General features: G+C 67.5%; 17 protein-coding genes and 1 tRNA gene. 9 read left to right on the forward strand and 9 right to left on the reverse strand.

Features of this window, described 5'->3' with window-relative positions; genetic code table 11:
* Window positions 1-57: 57 nt before the first annotated feature.
* From E3T54_RS03400 to E3T54_RS03410, 3 genes are all read right to left on the reverse strand, one after another.
* The gene (locus tag E3T54_RS03400; protein WP_134474575.1) at window positions 58-1,221 is read right to left on the reverse strand and encodes a folate-binding protein YgfZ; all 1,164 of its coding nucleotides are present in this window, start codon (window positions 1,219-1,221) and stop codon (window positions 58-60) included.
* 4 nt (window positions 1,222-1,225) lie between these two features.
* The gene (locus tag E3T54_RS03405; protein WP_092322216.1) at window positions 1,226-1,837 is read right to left on the reverse strand and encodes an FABP family protein; all 612 of its coding nucleotides are present in this window, start codon (window positions 1,835-1,837) and stop codon (window positions 1,226-1,228) included.
* A 153-nt stretch (window positions 1,838-1,990) separates the two neighbouring features.
* Window positions 1,991-2,254: a hypothetical protein gene (locus E3T54_RS03410; RefSeq protein WP_134474576.1), complete on the reverse strand. Its 264-nt coding sequence runs from the start codon at window positions 2,252-2,254 to the stop codon at window positions 1,991-1,993.
* Window positions 2,255-2,327: 73 nt separating this feature from the next.
* Between E3T54_RS03410 and E3T54_RS03415 the strand changes: the two genes are divergently transcribed.
* From E3T54_RS03415 to pstB, 8 genes are all read left to right on the forward strand, one after another.
* Window positions 2,328-3,020: a response regulator transcription factor gene (locus tag E3T54_RS03415; protein WP_174775319.1), complete on the forward strand. Its 693-nt coding sequence runs from the start codon at window positions 2,328-2,330 to the stop codon at window positions 3,018-3,020.
* Complete coding sequence (gene mshD, locus E3T54_RS03420; RefSeq protein ID WP_241977030.1) at window positions 2,995-3,879, forward strand: mycothiol synthase; 885 nt, start codon at window positions 2,995-2,997, stop codon at window positions 3,877-3,879. The genes E3T54_RS03415 and mshD overlap by 26 nt, the downstream gene beginning before the upstream one ends.
* 57 nt (window positions 3,880-3,936) lie before the next feature.
* Entirely contained in the window at window positions 3,937-6,111 is a 2,175-nt protein-coding gene (locus E3T54_RS03425) for an RNA degradosome polyphosphate kinase (RefSeq protein WP_134474578.1), read from the forward strand.
* Complete coding sequence (locus E3T54_RS03430; RefSeq protein ID WP_134474579.1) at window positions 6,108-7,046, forward strand: NUDIX domain-containing protein; 939 nt, start codon at window positions 6,108-6,110, stop codon at window positions 7,044-7,046. The genes E3T54_RS03425 and E3T54_RS03430 overlap by 4 nt, the downstream gene beginning before the upstream one ends.
* A 152-nt stretch (window positions 7,047-7,198) precedes the next feature.
* Window positions 7,199-8,284, forward strand: coding sequence for a phosphate ABC transporter substrate-binding protein PstS (gene pstS, locus E3T54_RS03435; protein WP_134474580.1), 1,086 nt, complete (start codon window positions 7,199-7,201; stop codon window positions 8,282-8,284).
* 137 nt (window positions 8,285-8,421) lie between these two features.
* Window positions 8,422-9,366: a phosphate ABC transporter permease subunit PstC gene (gene pstC / locus E3T54_RS03440; RefSeq protein ID WP_134474581.1), complete on the forward strand. Its 945-nt coding sequence runs from the start codon at window positions 8,422-8,424 to the stop codon at window positions 9,364-9,366.
* Entirely contained in the window at window positions 9,366-10,454 is a 1,089-nt protein-coding gene (gene pstA, locus E3T54_RS03445; protein WP_092322227.1) for a phosphate ABC transporter permease PstA, read from the forward strand. Before pstC ends, pstA begins: the two co-directional genes overlap by 1 nt.
* A 20-nt stretch (window positions 10,455-10,474) precedes the next feature.
* Complete coding sequence (gene pstB / locus E3T54_RS03450) at window positions 10,475-11,254, forward strand: phosphate ABC transporter ATP-binding protein PstB (protein ID WP_092322229.1); 780 nt, start codon at window positions 10,475-10,477, stop codon at window positions 11,252-11,254.
* 9 nt (window positions 11,255-11,263) lie between these two features.
* On the opposite strand, the gene E3T54_RS03455 is transcribed toward pstB, so the two are convergent.
* From E3T54_RS03455 to E3T54_RS03470, 4 genes are all read right to left on the reverse strand, one after another.
* Complete coding sequence (locus E3T54_RS03455) at window positions 11,264-12,151, reverse strand: aminodeoxychorismate lyase (RefSeq protein ID WP_134474582.1); 888 nt, start codon at window positions 12,149-12,151, stop codon at window positions 11,264-11,266.
* A 63-nt stretch (window positions 12,152-12,214) separates the two neighbouring features.
* The gene (locus E3T54_RS03460; RefSeq protein ID WP_134474583.1) at window positions 12,215-13,069 is read right to left on the reverse strand and encodes an anti-sigma factor; all 855 of its coding nucleotides are present in this window, start codon (window positions 13,067-13,069) and stop codon (window positions 12,215-12,217) included.
* Window positions 13,066-13,650: a sigma-70 family RNA polymerase sigma factor gene (locus tag E3T54_RS03465; RefSeq protein ID WP_241977031.1), complete on the reverse strand. Its 585-nt coding sequence runs from the start codon at window positions 13,648-13,650 to the stop codon at window positions 13,066-13,068. The genes E3T54_RS03460 and E3T54_RS03465 overlap by 4 nt, the downstream gene beginning before the upstream one ends.
* Before the next feature lie 293 nt (window positions 13,651-13,943).
* Complete coding sequence (locus tag E3T54_RS03470; protein WP_092322235.1) at window positions 13,944-14,573, reverse strand: DNA-directed RNA polymerase subunit beta; 630 nt, start codon at window positions 14,571-14,573, stop codon at window positions 13,944-13,946.
* A gap of 91 nt (window positions 14,574-14,664) precedes the next feature.
* Here E3T54_RS03470 and E3T54_RS03475 point away from each other — a divergent pair.
* Window positions 14,665-14,737: transfer RNA gene (locus E3T54_RS03475), tRNA-Lys, on the forward strand.
* A 51-nt stretch (window positions 14,738-14,788) separates the two neighbouring features.
* On the opposite strand, the gene xerC is transcribed toward E3T54_RS03475, so the two are convergent.
* A complete protein-coding gene (gene xerC / locus E3T54_RS03480) occupies window positions 14,789-15,943 on the reverse strand; it encodes a tyrosine recombinase XerC (protein ID WP_134474584.1) in 1,155 nt (384 codons plus the stop codon).
* Entirely contained in the window at window positions 15,927-16,820 is an 894-nt protein-coding gene (locus E3T54_RS03485; protein ID WP_134474585.1) for a hypothetical protein, read from the reverse strand. The genes xerC and E3T54_RS03485 overlap by 17 nt, the downstream gene beginning before the upstream one ends.
* Between the last annotated feature and the right edge of the window lie 37 nt (window positions 16,821-16,857).

Consider the following 16,857-nt stretch of genomic DNA (forward strand, 5'->3'; position numbering starts at 1 on the left):
AGCGCGCACAACTGCGGTTTCGCGGGATGGGNATGGGGATGGGGCGGGGGAAGGGGGTTAGCGGTGGGGAGTGCGGATGCCGAGGCGCGGGAGCCGCGGGATGTCGGCGACGGAGCCGGCGGACTGCGGCACGATCACTTCCTGGGCGGCCGCAATCGAGATCCCCTCCGACTGCACGAAGAGGGTGCTCGTCGCCGGAATGGCGCGCTTGACCACGGCCAGCGCGATCGGCCCCAGTTCGTAGTGCCGGGCACTCGAGGTGATCTGCCCGACGGGAACCCGTTCCGGCTCTCCGCCCGGCAGCCTGCGGTCCGCCCACACCTCGTCGCCGTGCACGGGAAGCACCGAGTCGGAACCGTCCAGGTGCAGCAGCACGAGGCGGCGCGGCGGATGCCCGAGGTTGTGCACCTTGGCCACGGTTTCCTGGCCCCGGTAGCAGCCCTTGTTCAGGTGCACGGCGGTGCGCAGCCAGTCGAGTTCGTGCGGGATGGTCTTCTCGTCGACTTCGGTGGCCGCCCGCGGACGCCACGCCGCGATGCGGAGCGCCTCGAAGGCCAGCAGCCCGGCGACGGCGATGCTGCCTTGGGCGGCGGCCTCACGCAGTCCGGCCAGGGCGGCCCTGGGCACGAGGACTTCGCTCCAGAGCCAGGTCGCACCGGGGTGAACCGGGGCGTCGGCGTATTGGTAACCGCCCGCGGCCACGCCGGACCACGGATCGCGCCAGACGAGCGGCATCCCGTTCGGAGCGGCCGGTTCGAGACCCAGCGCGGCCGGCTCGGGAGCCATGGTGCCGATCACCGCGTAGTCTTCCGTCCGGTCGGTGATCTCCACCCGGAGCATGAACCGCATCTTCTCCAGCCAGGCCTGCAACCCGGGAAGCTCGGCCGCCTCGAGGAGCAGGCAGGTTTCGACGCCGTCGTCGATGACGCTCATCGCGTACTGGAGCCGGCCGGTCGGATCGAGGAGGAGCGTTTCGGTGGACACGCCGGGGGCCAGGCTCCGCAGCTCCTGGCTGGAGAGCGAGTTGAGCCAGCTCAGCCGGTCCGGTCCGGAGACCCCGAGAACCCCGTAGTGGGAGAGGTCGACGATGGCGTCGCCGGCCAGCAGCCTGCGCTGTTCAATCATCGGGTTGCCGTAGTGAGCGGCCACGCCGGCGCCCCGGCCGTCGGCCTGCACGGCGCCGTCGACGCGCAGCAGGGGGGAGCCGTCTGGTGTGGTCATGGTGCTACTCCGCCCTGGCCAGGCGTCCGGATGCGTGGGTCCGCAGGTCCTGGCCGAGTGCCGCGATGTCCCACGCCCAGAGGAGGTGCTTCTCGACGAGGCCGTAGAGACGCGTCGCGGCGGTGTAGGGCTTGGCGCCCGACGTGTGCAGGACGGCATCCGTCACCAGGTCGATCCGCGCTCCCTTGACCTGGCCGAGGTAGAGCTCGGCGACGCCGCCGGGATGAACGAGCGTCACTTCGATGTCGAACCCGCCGTCCGGGTTTCGAAGTGTTTCAACCTCTTCGGCGCTCGCATAGGGCCGGTCGCCCAGGCCGGGGATGAGACCGGGTCCCGGATCTCCCTCGCCCTGGCTGCGATGCAGGCGCCAGTATCCGGTCTCGGTGACCAGCGGGGTCGGCTCGTCGGTCGTGCCGGGGGCCGGCTCAAGCCAGGTGTACGAGTTGTAGTTCAGGTGCGGAAGGCCGTCATGGCTGAAGCTGATCCTCTGGCCGAACTCGCGGGTGACCGACTCGTCGCCGATCGTGTAGTCCAGGACTCCGGAGCCTTCCCAGACCCCGATCAGCCACGACAGTGGCACCAGTTCGGACGGCAGGTGGGCCGGAAGCTCGAACATTGTGGTTACCGCTGCCCCCGGAACAGCCTGAGCAGCACGATCACGGAGACCCCGGCGATCGCCAGGCTGGCCAGCGCCAGCAGGCCCAGAAAGAGGAGTTCGAGTGCGATCGTCGACATGGCTTGAGTCTACCCGTCGAGAGGGGGCCGGACTCTAACCGAGTCCGATGACGGCGAAATATCCGGTCGCCAACGCGAGCACGACGACCGCGCCGACAACGCTCGAGGTGACCCGGTTCACGTAGCCTTCCTTGCGCCCGGTCGCGAGCTGCACGCAGAGCGTGGCGAGCGTGCAGCCGGCCAGGGACAGGCCGATCCAGACGAGTTCCTGGCCCCGGGCGGAGAAGATCCCGGTCAGTACCGCGCACACGACGGCGAGGATCCACACGACCCCGATGCTCTTCCACTGCCAGCTCACCCTCCCATTGTGCCCTGCCGCGGGCCGGTTCCGCGGCAGGTAGTATGGGGCGCACCGAACTTGGAGGATGCGCGTGGCGCAGTTGTTGATCCTGACCTCGGCGGTCAACAATGAGGTTCTTCCCGCCCTGCAGTTACTGTCGCACGGCATGCGGCTCATCCCTGCGCAACCGCACCACCTGATCTCGGCGCCCGAATCCGACCTGATCCTGGTCGACGCGCGGGACAACCTGATGGCTTCCCGGTCGCTCTGCCAGATCCTCCGGACCACCGGGATTTCGGTCCCCCTCCTGGTCGTGATCACCGAGGGCGGCCTCACCGCGGTCAGCCCGGACTGGGGCGTCGACGATGTGATCCTCGACACCGCGGGCCCGGCCGAGGTCGACGCGCGCATCCGTCTGGCCGTCGGACGCGCGCAGGTCACCGCGACGTCGCCGATGATCCGGGCGGCCGGCATCGTCATCGACGAGGCCAGCTACTCGGCCAAGGTGCACGGCAAGCCGCTCGACCTGACCTACAAGGAATTCGAGCTCCTGCGCTTCCTGGCCGCCCACCCCTCGCGCGTCTTCACCAGGGAACAACTGCTCAGCGAGGTCTGGGGCTACGACTACTTCGGCGGCACGCGCACGGTCGACGTGCACGTCCGGCGCCTGCGTGCGAAGCTGGGCGACCACGAGTCGGTCATCGGCACCGTGCGAAACGTCGGGTACCGCTTCAATGTCAGCGAGGAGGAGGACGAACGTGTCCCTCACACTCACGGTTCCTGACCTGTCGGATGCCGCCACCCGGGCGCGCTTCGAGTCCGTCGCCGCGGCTGCGACCGCGGTCGACGGCCACCCGCCGTTCAACGAACAGGCGATGCTCGACCTCGCGTCGGGCCGCCGAACCCCGCTGCTGATCTCCGTGGGCGACGAGCCTGTCGGGGCCGCGATCCTCGGGCAGGGCGAACTCGACTTCGTCATCGCGCCCGCCCATCGAGGCCACGGCCACGGCGGCGAAGCCCTCCGGCAGATCCTGGCCGACGCACCCGACCAGCTCACCGCCTGGTCGCACGGGGACCATCCGGCCGCGCGCGTCCTGGCCAATCGTTACCGCCTGGCCGCCGCTCGCACCCTGCTCCAGCTGGGCGCCTCGCTGACCCGTGAGATCCCGGCCGAGGCCGCGCCGGCCGCACACTCCGGCGCCCGGACCAGCGCGTTCCGCCCCGGCGTGGACGACGAGGAATGGGTCGCCCTCAACGCACTCGTCTTCGCGAGCCACCCGGAACAGGGCTCGCTCACCCGGGCCGACCTCGCGGCCCGGCAGACGGAGCCGTGGTTCGACCCTGGCGATTTCCTGCTCGCCCGCGACGAAGCCACCGGGGCGCTGATCGGCTACACCTGGCTCAAGATCGAGCCGGGGTCGCCGAGCGGCGAGATCTATGTGGTCGGCGTCCACCCGGATGCCGCCGGCCGCGGCCTCGGCCGCGCGCTGCTGCTCGCCGGGATGGAGCGCCTCCGGGACCGCGGCTGCACGTCGGTGACGCTCTACGTCGAGGCGCACAATACCCCGGCCGTGAACCTGTATCGCTCGCTCGGCTTCACCGATCACACGGTCGACGTCCAGTACCGCCGGCTGCCGAGTTAAGCGGCCGTCGACGAGCCTTCGTCACCTGCGCGCGGGCTGCGGTGTAAGGATGGACAGATGGACGGCGATAACATCCAGGCGGACTCCGGCCTCGGCAGCGACTTTGATGACGATTTCGACCCGCTGGTCAGCGAGAACGACCCCGCGCTGCCCAGTGACAGGTATCTCGACCGCGAGCTCAGCTGGCTCGCATTCAACCAGCGCGTGCTGGAGCTGGCCGAGGACCCGGACCTCCCCGTGCTCGAGCGGGCGAACTTCCTCGCCATCTTCGCGAGCAACCTGGACGAGTTCTTCATGGTGCGCGTGGCCGGGCTCAAGCGCCGCATCCTGACCGGGCTGGCCGTGCCCACGAACATCGGCCGGGCGCCGCAGGAAGCCCTCTCCGACATCTCCCGCGCCGCGCACGTGCTGCAGGATCGCCACGCCAGGGCGTTCGAGGTGCTGGTGCGCCCCGCCCTGGCCGACGCCGGAGTGCACATCGTCCACTGGGCGAGCCTCGGCGAAGCCGAGCGCGCGTCGCTGCGCAACTACTTCGGCAACCAGGTCTTCCCGGTCCTGATGCCCCTCGCGGTCGACCCGGTGCATCCGTTCCCCTACATCTCCGGACTCTCCCTCAACCTCGCCGTGCGGGTGCGCAACCCGAAGACCGGCAAGCAGGAGTTCGCCCGGCTCAAGGTTCCGACCATGCTGCCCCGCTTCGTGCGGGTCGACCCCGCCGAGGGCGTCGAGAACCTCCGCTTCATCACCCTCGAAGACCTCATCGCGAACCACCTCGGCGACCTCTTCCCCGGGATGGAGATCCTCGAGCACCACGTCTTCCGCGTCACCCGCAACGAGGACGTCGAAATCGACGAGGACGAGACCGAGAACCTGATCAAGGCGCTGGAGAAGGAACTGCTCCGCCGCCGGTTCGGCCCGCCCATCCGGCTCGAAATCACCGAGAGCATGGACGACGTCACCCTGGGCCTGCTGGTGCGGGAGCTGGATGTCACCGAGCACGAGGTCTACCGGCTGCCCGCGCCGCTCGACCTCGGCGGCCTGTTCGACCTGCGGATCGACCGGCCGGACCTGCACTTCCCGAGGCATGTGCCCACGACGGCCGTGCAACTCATGCCGGCCGAGCCCAATGCCGAACCGGACATCTTCAGCGCCATCGGCCGCCAGGACATCCTGCTGCACCACCCCTACGAATCGTTCGCGACGAGCGTGCAGGCCTTCCTCGAACAGGCCGCCGCCGACCCGAACGTGCTCGCCATCAAGCAGACGCTGTACCGCACCTCCGGCGACAGCCCCATCGTGTCCGCGCTCATCGACGCGGCGGAATCGGGCAAGCAGGTGCTCGCGCTGGTCGAGATCAAGGCCCGGTTCGACGAGCAGGCCAACATCTCCTGGGCGCGGAAGCTGGAGAAGGCCGGGGTGCATGTCGTCTACGGGCTCGTGGGCCTGAAGACGCACTGCAAGCTGGCCCTGGTCGTGCGCAACGAGCAGGGCGTGCTGCGCCACTACAGCCACATCGGCACGGGCAACTACAACCCGAAGACCAGCCGCCTCTACGAAGACCTCGGGCTCCTGACCGCGGACCCCCAGGTCGGCAAGGACCTCACCCGACTCTTCAACGAGCTCTCCGGCTACGCGATCGAGAAGAAGTTCAAGCGTCTCCTCGTCGCCCCGCTGCACCTCCGCAGGGCGCTGCTCAAGCGGATCGCGGACGAAACGGCCAGCGCCGTCGCCGGCAAGCCGTCGGGCATCCGGATCAAGGTGAACTCCATGGTCGACGAGGCAATCATCGACGCCCTGTACCGGGCCAGCCAGGCCGGGGTGCGGGTCGACGTCTGGGTGCGCGGCATCTGCAGCCTGAAACCCGGCGTGCCCGGGATGAGCGAGAACATCCGGGTGCGGTCGATCCTGGGCCGTTACCTCGAGCATTCACGGATTTTCTCCTTCCACACCGGAGGCGACCCGCAGGTTTACATTGGCAGCGCCGACATGATGCACCGAAACCTCGACCGTCGGGTGGAGGCGCTGGTGCGCCTGGTCGACTCCGAGCATCTCGCCGAGATCGACGCGCTGTTCACCCGGGCAATGGACGACCGCACGTCCTCGTGGTGGCTCGACGCGACCGGGGAGTGGACGCGCCATCACCAGGACGACGCCGGCCACCCGCTCGACGACATGCAGAACCGGCTCATGCAACAGACGATTCACCGCAAGCGCCCGGTGGGCCGCCGATGACCGAGACCGCGGTATACGCGGCGGGCGCCGTGTGCTGGCGACTCGTCGAGGGCAAGCCGCACGTGCTCCTGATCCACCGGACCGTGCACGGCGACGTGACCATCCCCAAGGGGAAGGTCGACCCCGGCGAGTCCCTCCCCCGCACCGCCGTGCGGGAAATCGAGGAGGAGACCGGCCTGGCCGTCGCACTCGGCGTGCCGCTGGGCGTATCGCACTACGACCTGCCGGGCGGGCGGGAGAAGATCGTGCACTACTGGGCCGCCGAGGTGACCCCGGAGGCGATCCGGCGTTCGACGTTCGTGCCCAACGGTGAGGTCGCCGCGATCGAGTGGGTCACGATCAAGAAGGCCAGGACCTACCTGAGCTACGGCGCCGACGTCGAAATTCTCGAGTCGTTCGCCCGGCTGGTCGACAACGGGGTCACGAGCACGTTCGCCCTCATCGCCCTGCGCCATGCGAAGGCCGCGCCGCCGCGCAGCTGGGACGGACCGGACAGCACGAGACCGCTCACCGAACACGGCGTGCAGCAGGCGGCCGGAATCGTGGAGGCGATCACCGCGTGGCGGCCCCGTCGGATCTTCACGAGCACCGCGACGCGGTGCGTGACGACCGTCGCTCCCCTGGCCGCAGCCACCGGCATGAAGATCAAGCGCACCGAGCGACTCAGCCAGGAGGCCTTCGAGGAGGGCACCGGCGATGTGCGCGCGGCAATCGGCAAACGGGTTCGGGCCCGCAAGACGGCCGTGCTCTGCAGCCACGGCCCGGTGCTCCCGGAGATCCTGCGCGAAATCGCGTTGGCCACCGGAACCACGATCGGCGCGTACATTGCGGATGCCGCCGACCTCGAACCCGGCGGATTCTCGGTCGTTCACCTGTCGACGGATAACCCGAGTTCGGGCATCATCACAATAGAAACTCATTCGCCCCGGGTGTGACCCGGTCGGTGGCAGGTTGCCCGCAGCCGTTCACCTCCCGTTCACCAACCGGGGGGAGGTCCGTTAACCCGCCCGGGTAGCGTAGCTCGCGGGCCAGCACCGGCCCTGCCCAGCAGTTAGTCACTTGCATTCAACCCTCGAAAGGGATCCTCGTGAATTTCAAGCAGTATGGCCGACCCGCGGTCATCGCTATCGCAGCCGCCCTCGCACTCTCCTCCTGCGCCGCCAACGAGGGCGCAGCCCCCGACAAGGCCGCGAGCGACCTGTCCGGCACGATCAACGCCGGCGGCGCCTCCTCGCAGCAGGCAGCACAGGAAGCGTGGACCGCCGCCTTCCAGACGACGAACCCCGACGTCACGATCAACTACGACCCCTCCGGCTCCGGAGCGGGCCGCGAAGCCTTCATCTCCGGCGGCTCCGACTTCGCCGGCTCGGACTCGTTCCTGAAGGACGAAGAGCTGGCCGGCGAGTTCGCCACCTGCGCCCCGGACGCCAAGGCAGTCGACCTGCCCGTGTACATCTCGCCGATCGCCGTCATCTTCAACATCGAGGGCGTCACCGACCTCAACGTCGACGCCACGACGCTCGCCAAGATCTTCAAGGGCGACATCACGAAGTGGAACGACCCGGCCATCGTCGCCCTGAACGAGGGAACGACCCTCCCGGACACGGCCATCACGGCAGTGCACCGCTCGGATGACTCGGGCACCACGAAGAACTTCGCCGACTACCTGGGCCAGAACGCGCCCGACGTGTGGACCGAAAAGGCCGAAGACCCCTTCCCGTACAAGACCGGTGAGGGCGCACAGGGCACGTCGGGCGTCGTCGACGCCGTCACGAACGGCGTGGGCACCATCGGCTACGCCGACGCTTCGCGCGCCGGTGACCTCGGTGTCGCCAAGCTCAAGGTCGGCGACAAGTTCGTCGACTACTCGGCCGAGGCGGCTGCCGCGGTTGTGACCGGTTCGCCCCTCGTCGAGGGCCGCGAAGCCAACGACCTGGCCTTCGAACTCAACCGCAAGACCACCAACCCCGCGGAATACCCGCTCGTTCTGGTGAGCTACGCGGTCGTCTGCACCGAGTACGCCGACGCCGACAAGGCCGAGCTCGTCAAGGCGTACGTCGGTTACATGGCCAGCGCCGAGGGCCAGGCCGAGGCTGAGAAGTCCGCCGGCGCCGCCCCGATGTCGACCGACCTGCAGGACAAGGTCGCGGCGGTACTGGAAACCGTCAAGTAACACACCAGTCAAACCTGCCCGGCCCGGAACGTCGCATTGCATGCGGCTGACGGGTCGGGCAGACTGGGGTTTGTGGCCGTCGGCTCCATTCCCCCGTTACAACGACTTCACCCAAGCGCTCCAGGGAGACACCGGCAATGACCACCGCAGTTGACCGCGATGCACTCCGGACCACCCAGCGGGTCGGCGACCGGGTCTTTTTCACCGCCACGATCGTGGCCGGCAGTCTCATCCTCGCGGTGCTCGCCGCCGTCGCCATCTTCCTGTTCGGGCAGAGCATCCCGGCATTCCTGGCCGTCCCGGAGGACTTCGACCCGGGCGTGTCCAACTTCTGGGCCTACGTCTGGCCGCTCGCGTTCGGCACCCTCTGGTCGGCCTTGCTCGCGCTGATCATGGCCATCCCCGTGGCCATCGGAATCGCGCTGTTCATCTCGCACTACGCTCCGCGCAAGGTGTCGCAGGGCCTGGGCTACATCATCGACCTGCTCGCCGCGGTGCCGTCCGTGGTCTTCGGCCTGTGGGGCATCGGCGTGCTGGCGCCCATGCTTCAGCCGTTCTACAGCACCCTGGTCGAATGGTTCGGCTGGTTCCCGCTCTTCGCTGGGCCGGTCTCCGGTACCGGCCGCACGATTTTCACCGTCGCGATCGTCCTCGCCGTCATGGTCCTGCCGATCATCACCGCGATCTCGCGGGAGGTCTTCCTGCAGACGCCGGTCCTGCACGAGGAAGCCGCCCTTGCCCTCGGCGCCACCCGCTGGGAAATGATCACCATGGCCGTGCTCCCCTTCGGACGCGCGGGCATCATCTCGGCCGCCATGCTCGGCCTCGGCCGCGCCCTCGGCGAGACCATGGCCGTCGCCATGGTGCTCTCCCCGAGCCCCCAGGTCATCTTCCAGCTGCTGACCTCGCAGAACCCGACCACCATCGCGGCGAACATCGCGCTGAACTTCCCTGAGGCGCACGGCGTCGGCGTGAACATCCTGCTCGCGACCGGGCTGATCCTGTTCGTCATCACCCTCGCCGTGAATATGCTCGCCCGCTACATCATCAACCGCCGCAAGGCATTCTCGGGAGCGAACTGATGAGCACCACCACCGTCGGCGCGCCGCTCACCAACTCGCTCACCGCCGGCAAACTCCCCAAGCACACGTCCCTGGCCGTCCTGGCGGCGAGCTGGCTGGTGGCCGGTGCCGTGTTCCTGATGCTGCAGCTGTCGGGAGCCAGCGAGGATTTCAACATCGCCGGCACGCTCGTCTTCGGCACCGTGCTCTACGGCATCGCCATCTACCTGCTCTCCTACTTCGTCGAGGGAGTGCGCAAGGCCAAGGACCGCCTGGTCACCGCCCTCGTGACGGCAGCGTTCGTGGTCGCGCTCCTGCCGCTCGTGTCACTGGTCGTGACGACCGTCACCAACGGCCTGCCCGCGTTCCTCACGCCGACGTTCTTCACGTCGTCGCAGCGCAACGTGGTCGGCGCCGGCGGCGGCGCCCTGCACGCGGTCGTGGGCACACTGCTCATCACCGGACTGGCCGGGATCATTTCGGTTCCGATCGGGCTGCTCGCCGCGATCTACCTCACCGAGTACGGGCGCGGCCGCCTCGCGCGCGGCATCACTTTCTTCGTCGACGTGATGACCGGGATCCCCTCGATCGTCGCCGGGCTGTTCGCCTTCGCCCTCTTCTCGCTCCTGTTCGACGACCCCGGGATCCGCTTCGGGTTCGGTGGGGCGATCGCGTTGTGCGTGCTGATGATTCCGGTGGTCGTGCGCTCGAGCGAGGAAATGCTCAAGCTCGTGCCCAACGAACTGCGTGAGGCCGCGTACGCGCTCGGGGTTCCGAAGTGGCTCACGATCGTCAAGGTCGTGCTGCCGACATCCATCGCCGGAATCATCACCGGCGTCATGATCTCGATCTCCCGCGTGATCGGCGAGACCGCGCCGCTGCTGATCATCTCCGGCTTCACGGCGAGCATGAACTACAACCTGTTCAGCGAGCGGATGATGACGCTGCCGGTGTTCGTGTACAACCAGTACGCCAACCAGGGCACCGACGCGCAGGCCTACATCGACCGGGCCTGGGCCGGCGCGCTGACGCTCATCCTGATCGTCATGGTGCTCAACGGCCTCGCCCGGCTCATCGCCAAGATCTTCTCCCCCAAGCTCGGCCGCTAGCCGTCAACTCGAAGGATTACATGTCCAAGCGCATCGAAGTCACCGACCTCAACGCCTTCTACGGCAAGTTCCTCGCCGTCGAAGGGGTCTCCCTGACGATCGAGCCCCGCAGCGTGACGGCCTTCATCGGGCCCAGCGGCTGCGGCAAGTCCACCCTGCTGCGCACCCTCAACCGCATGCACGAGGTCATCCCGGGCGCCTACGTCGAGGGCGAGGTGCTCATCGACGGCAACAACCTGTACGGTCCCGGCGTGGACCCGGTGCTCGTTCGCCGCCAGGTGGGCATGGTGTTCCAGCGCCCGAACCCGTTCCCCACCATGTCGATCCAGGACAACGTGCTGGCCGGCGTGAAGCTCAACAACCGACGGATGTCCAAGGGCGACGCGGATGACCTCACCGAGAAGTCCCTCCGCGGCGCGAACCTGTGGAACGAGGTCAAGGACCGCCTGAACGGGCCGGGTTCGGGCCTCTCCGGCGGCCAGCAGCAGCGCCTCTGCATCGCCCGCGCGATCGCGGTCGAGCCCGACGTCATCCTGATGGACGAGCCGTGCTCGGCGCTCGACCCCATCTCCACGCTCGCGATCGAGGACCTCATCGAGGAGATGAAGGCCGACTACACGATCGTGATCGTGACACACAACATGCAGCAGGCATCCCGCGTCTCCGACCGCACGGCCTTCTTCAACATCGCCGGCACCGGAAAGCCGGGCAAGCTGATCGAGTACGACGACACGACCACGATCTTCTCCAACCCGAGCGTGCAGTCCACCGAGGACTACGTCTCCGGCCGCTTCGGCTGAACCCACCCGTCAGGCGGTGCGGCCGAGCAGGTAGGCGTTGAAGGCGCTGGTGCGCTCGGCGTCGACCGGGAACGGTGCGCCGTCGAGCTCGGTCACGGCGACGGCGAGGCGCACGCTGGAGACCAGCCAGGCGGCATCCGCTGCCCGCAGCTCGTCGACCGGGATGTCGCGGTATTCGACGCTCTCCCCCGCCGCCTCCAGGTACTCGAACAGGCTCTGCTGGGTGGTGCCGTGCAGGATGGCGCCGCTCGGCGCCGGGGTGACGTACCTGCCGCCCGAGCGGATGACCACGCTCGAGGTGGGTCCCTCCATCACGTAGCCGTCGTGGGTGACGAAGATGGTGTCGTCCGCGCCGCGGCGTTTGGCCTCGCGCAGCGCGGCCATGTTGATCGCGTAGCTGAGCGTCTTGGCGCCCATGAGCAGCCAGGGCGCGACCTCGGCGACCCCCCGCGGGTAGCCGCGGTCGAGCGTGATCACGCGCACACCCTGGTCGCGAACGGCGCGGTAGTCGGGCGCCCTGGTCGCATGCAGCCAGGCCGTCGGCGCCGGCCCCGACTCGACGCCGCGGCTCAGCACGAACTTGAGGGCGAGTTCGCCGTCGCGGGGAAGACGGTCCACCGCGTGGGCGATGGCCGCGCGCCACTGGGCCGGATTCGGTACCGGGAGTTCGCAGATCTGGGCGGAGTTCACCAGGCGGCTGATGTGCGGCTCAACCTCCTGCGGGTGGCCGTTGACCACGCTGAGCGTCTCGAAGATGCCGTCGCCGCGCTGCGTGCTGAGCTCCCCCACCCGCAACGCCGGTGCGGCGGAGTCCATCTCGTGGAAGGTGTCCTCGAAGTTTGTGCGGGACGAATCCGCGGGCACCGGGTCGATCAGCAGGGTGAAGGGCAGGTTCATGCCCCGAGCCTACTGGGATCTCCGGGCCCGGGCAGGGCCGCTGGCGAGTGTCAGCTCTGAGTGTCAGCTCTGGATGGCGACGATCGGCGCCGAGGTGGGCTGCGGCGAGCCGCCCTGCGGCTCGACGGTCACGCCGACCTGGTCGCCGGCATGCATGGTGCCCTCAAGCACCCGCCAGACCGTTCCGGATCCGGTCGAGTCGAACGTTCCGGCGGGGACCGCCCCGGCGTCGTTCATGTACCAGAGCTGGTAGTCCTGGTCGGCCGACAGCGCGGGCAGGTCCTGGACCATCAGTGCCGACAGCCCGAGCTCACCCGACCAGACCAGGGTGGCCGGCTGGCCGTCCGTGGTCGTGGTCGCGGCGCGCTGGGCGTCGGGAGCGGCGTTGATCTCGGCGAGCTGGGCCGCCTGCTGCTGCTCGAACTGGTTCGAGTTCAGGGCCTGGCCGACGAAGGTACCGCCGGCGAACAGGGCGACGGCTGCCGCGGCGGCGACCAGCATCCCGGCCGGGCGCTGGAACCAGCGCCTCTGGGCGCGGTCGGCCGCGGCGGAGCGCCTGGTGGAGGGCTCGGCGGGCGCCGCGGCGGGCACGCCGACGCCGGACTCGGTCACGCCGGCGGCCGGAGCGTCCTCGGGCGCCGACTGTTCGGCCGGAGCGGCCTCGGGCACGGGAAGCGGAGGCAGCTGCGGGGTGGAGGCGAGCCGGGCCATCAGGCTCGCCTTGAGGCCTTCGGACGGCTGGACCGGGTCCGCCGCCAGGCCGAGCGCGAGCGCGGTGTCGCCGAGCTCCGCCGCCTCGGTCCTGGCCTCGTCGGATCCGGCCAGGTACGCCTCATAGACGGCCTTGTCGTCCGCGCCGAGCGCGTTCAGGGCATAGGCGCCGGACAGGTCGGCCGGGTTCTGCTTCTGCTCGGTCATGACGCCACCCCCAATTCGTCTCGCAAGCGGATCATCCCGTCACGCAGACGGGTCTTCACGGTGCCGAGCGGAATGTCCAGGCGTTCGGCGACTTCGCTGTGACTGAACCCGCCGTAGTACGCGAGGCTGACCGCCTCGCGTTGGAGTTCCGTCAGTCTGGACATCGCCTTCTTCACCCTTTCGTGCTCGATTCGAACTTCTACGGTTTCGGAAACATGGTCGTATTCGACCGCGAGATCGCGGATTCCGATCTTCTGGTCCCGGTCGCGCCCGGCCTGCGACGCGCGAATCCGGTCGACCGCCCGCCGGTGGGCCATCGTCATGATCCAGGTCGATGCCCCGCCGCGCGTCGGTTCGAACCGCGTAGCGCTCTGCCAGATCTCCAGGAAGATCTCCTGGGTCACTTCTTCGGACTGTGCATGGTCGACCAGCAGGCGTTTGACGAGGCCAAGAACCCGCGGGGCGATCTGATCGTACAGTTCTCCGAATGCCGCCTGGTCCCCGTGCGCGATCCGGCCGAGCAGCTCCTCGCTGGTGGCAGGAGCCGTCGACTCGGAGTCGTACGTGGAGTCGGCAGTCATGAGAACAAGCATGTCAGGTCTCGTCATGTTCCATGTAGAGGGTTCGGTGCCGAGTCCCGCGCGGATTGGTCGAATGTCTCGTGTCCGGGCAACCGGTGGCCCCCTCGACAGTCGCGTGGGACGACCGGAGGTGAAGGTCGGGCCGCAGAACGCCTCTCGGCGTGCGGCCGCTCTAGGCGGCGAATATTGGAGCCCGGGGTTACTGCGGCCCGACCATAACCCAGTGTAAACGAGGTCGGCCGCGGTCGGCGCGCTGTTCGCCCTGAGCGATGGCCTCGCCCGGGGCGGCTCGTTCAGTCGAGCGAGTGGTGGCGCCAGAGGCGGGCGCAGGCGGCGAAGTCCTGGGCGGTGGTGGAGAACCGGAGCGCCCGCGTGGTGAGCTCGGACGACCGGGCCGGCTCGGTGGCATCCAGGTCGTCGGCAACGCTCGTGCACCCGGCTCCGGTGACCCGGCAGAACGCGGCGGCGCGGTCGAGTGCGACGGCGAAGTCGCCGGAGAACGCGCCGCGGAGGATCTCGTCGGCCACCGCGATGATCTCGGCCGGTCCCGTCGGGATCGACGCGCCCGCCACGACGGGGTCGATCGACACGGTCACGTCCACCCCACGCTGGTAGAGGAACGCCGTGCCGTCGGGGTCCTGCCGGATCAGCAGCCGAATCAGGTACATGCGCCAGAGCGCGCCGGGCAGGCTGCGGGGCGTGGCCCGGGACCACAGCTCGGCGACCGTGTCGATTCCGTGCTCGTCGGTGTACGCGATGAGGCGCTCGACGATGCGCGGATCCGGGTCGCTGCGCACGCGGGCCAGGAGGGCCTGGGCGGTTTCATGGGCGACGCGGCTGATCGACGCCGGGTCGTCCCCGCCCTGGAACGATTCGAACTTGCTGCCGGAGAACTGGGTCGGCTTGTGGAAGTCCTCTGCCATCGTGTCCTCCCTCGGTTTGTCGGATGGTCGTGGGCCTGCATCAACGGTACCGACAAAAGCTCCGGGAAATCCGCGATAGATTATTACCCGCGGGCCTCTAGCTCAGTTGGTAGAGCAAAGGACTTTTAATCCTTGGGTCGTCGGTTCGAGCCCGACGGGGCCCACTTTTTCCCCGTAATTACGCGATAGTTACGGCACAAAGCACCGCGGCCGGTTCACGACCCCGAACTTACCCCGAACATTGAAGTTAGCGCGGCCGCTGCCTTTGCGCTCTGAGTGTTGCGCGCCATGTAGACATCCTGAGTCATAGACGGATGCTTGTGGCCGAGGTAATCGGCAATGTCTCGAGCCGATAGGCCGGCAGCATCAAGCGCGGTCGCCACCGTCTTTCGGAAGCCGTGGGACGTGAAGCCGGGGTATCCCAGCCGGTCCCTGTTATCGCGCCAGTCAGATTCGGTATTAGATGTGTCCCTGAGCTTGCCTAGCATCGACGGGAACACCAGGCTCAACTCATTCTCAGGCTGCGCTAGGTAGCGTGCCTGCAGCATCGTGACCAGATCGGCCGGCACAACGGATGTGCGCTCAGAGGTCGCCGTCTTTCCTGACTCATGGATGAATAACCCCTGACCTTTCACGCGGGACACACTTGGGCCGAGCGTGACCGTTGCCGCATCAAGGTCTACAAACTCCCACCGCAGCGCCAGCGCCTCACCAATCCGGCAGCCGGTACTCGCCATGAACTCCCACAGCTCGACCAGATCCAGCCGCTGCATCTCCGCATCGGCGCGAACGGTCGCCAGGAATGCGGGCACCTGATCGACCCCCAGCGCCGTTGCCGCACGCGATCGCTTGCGCTCGATACCAGCAATGCCGACTACCGGGTTTGTCGTCAGCGCGTCATTCCGCACGGCGAGAGCAAGCATCCCCGACAGCACCGACCTGCAGCCCTTGGCTGACCCGTGACCGTGCTTAGAGGACGTTTCCGTGATGAAGCGCTGCAGCCGCATTGTCGTCGCCTCACCGACCGTTAGCTGCCCTATGCCCGGCTTGATGATCGTGTCGGCATTGTGCCGATAGGTGGAAACTGTGCGCGGCGCGCGCCCCGTGTCTACCTTCAGCTGCAGGTAAGCATCCGCAAGATCGGCAAGCTTCGTGCGCTTCGTAATCGCAAGGTGCGACGGGGCCTCAATCGCTGTCAGGGCAACTTTCAGCGCGTGCGATGCCTTGGCCGAGGAGACGCTAAACCGCTCCACCTGCCGGCGCTTACCGTCTTGGAATCGGTACAGCGTGCGCGCGCGCCACTTACCCGGCGTCACCTCCTGGACGTTGACGACGCCGTGAGTGCCGACCGGGTTACGCGGGCGGCTCATAGGGGTCCTGGCTGAGTTTGTCGATGGACTCTCGCACTTCGGCTTCGTCCTTCAAAATGGCCCGATACTCGTCGCTCTTCTCGTAGGCGGCCTGGGCCTCATGTTGAGAGTCCATCTCGATCAAGTCGAGTACGTCCCTCTCAGTCCTGGCTTCAATCCACGCAAGAGCGCTAGCGGAAAGCCCCGCGACGATGGGGAGTGAGGGAACCAATAACGGCTCTCGATCAACGAACGAAAGCCAGTCTGGAAGCGCCGGGGCGGAGATTGACTTCTCGTTGAGCCGTTGGCGAAGCATCGCCAGCGCTTCAATTGCCGATTCCAGATCAAAGTCAGTCGTATATCGAGTCTCCCGTATCCCAGTCTTGTTTTCCGCACGATCGAGCGCAATCATTTCGTAGTTCATCTGAATGACCTTGCGCATTTGGTCCGTCGCTGCGCGAACCCAGCGCAGAGGCGCGCTGGCAGCAAAAAACTCTTCGCTGCTCGGGCTCGAGTCAGGGGCGGACTCTCCGTTGAACCAGAGATACGCGTGAAACGCGCTCGCCGCTCCAAATTGCTTTGGGCTAATCACAACGTCGCTGTTGTCCATCGGGAGCACCAGAGCAATTGGCGGCACGTTCAACGCCTGGGCGAACACCAGCAACTCTGCAATGCCAATGTTCTTTCGCTTGCCCGCAAACAACCCATTCAGAGTGTTGCCCTTGACCTTCCCGGGCTCTCCGAAAACCTCGCTGCATCCCGCGGCCAACTGCTCGGTCGTCAAGCCTCGGAGGTCCCGGTAGCGGGCAACGTTCCGCACCACCTGCTTCGTAAACCGCACCTCCCAGTCGTCGCCGGGCAGGTCATCAAGGGAGAACTTTCTCTCGTCAGTCTTCATAAATCGCATACTACCAACAATTTTCGGGAGAAACTTG

This window comes from Cryobacterium sp. Sr8 (assembly GCF_004403225.1).
In the GTDB taxonomy this organism is placed as follows: Bacteria; Actinomycetota; Actinomycetes; order Actinomycetales; family Microbacteriaceae; genus Cryobacterium; species Cryobacterium psychrotolerans.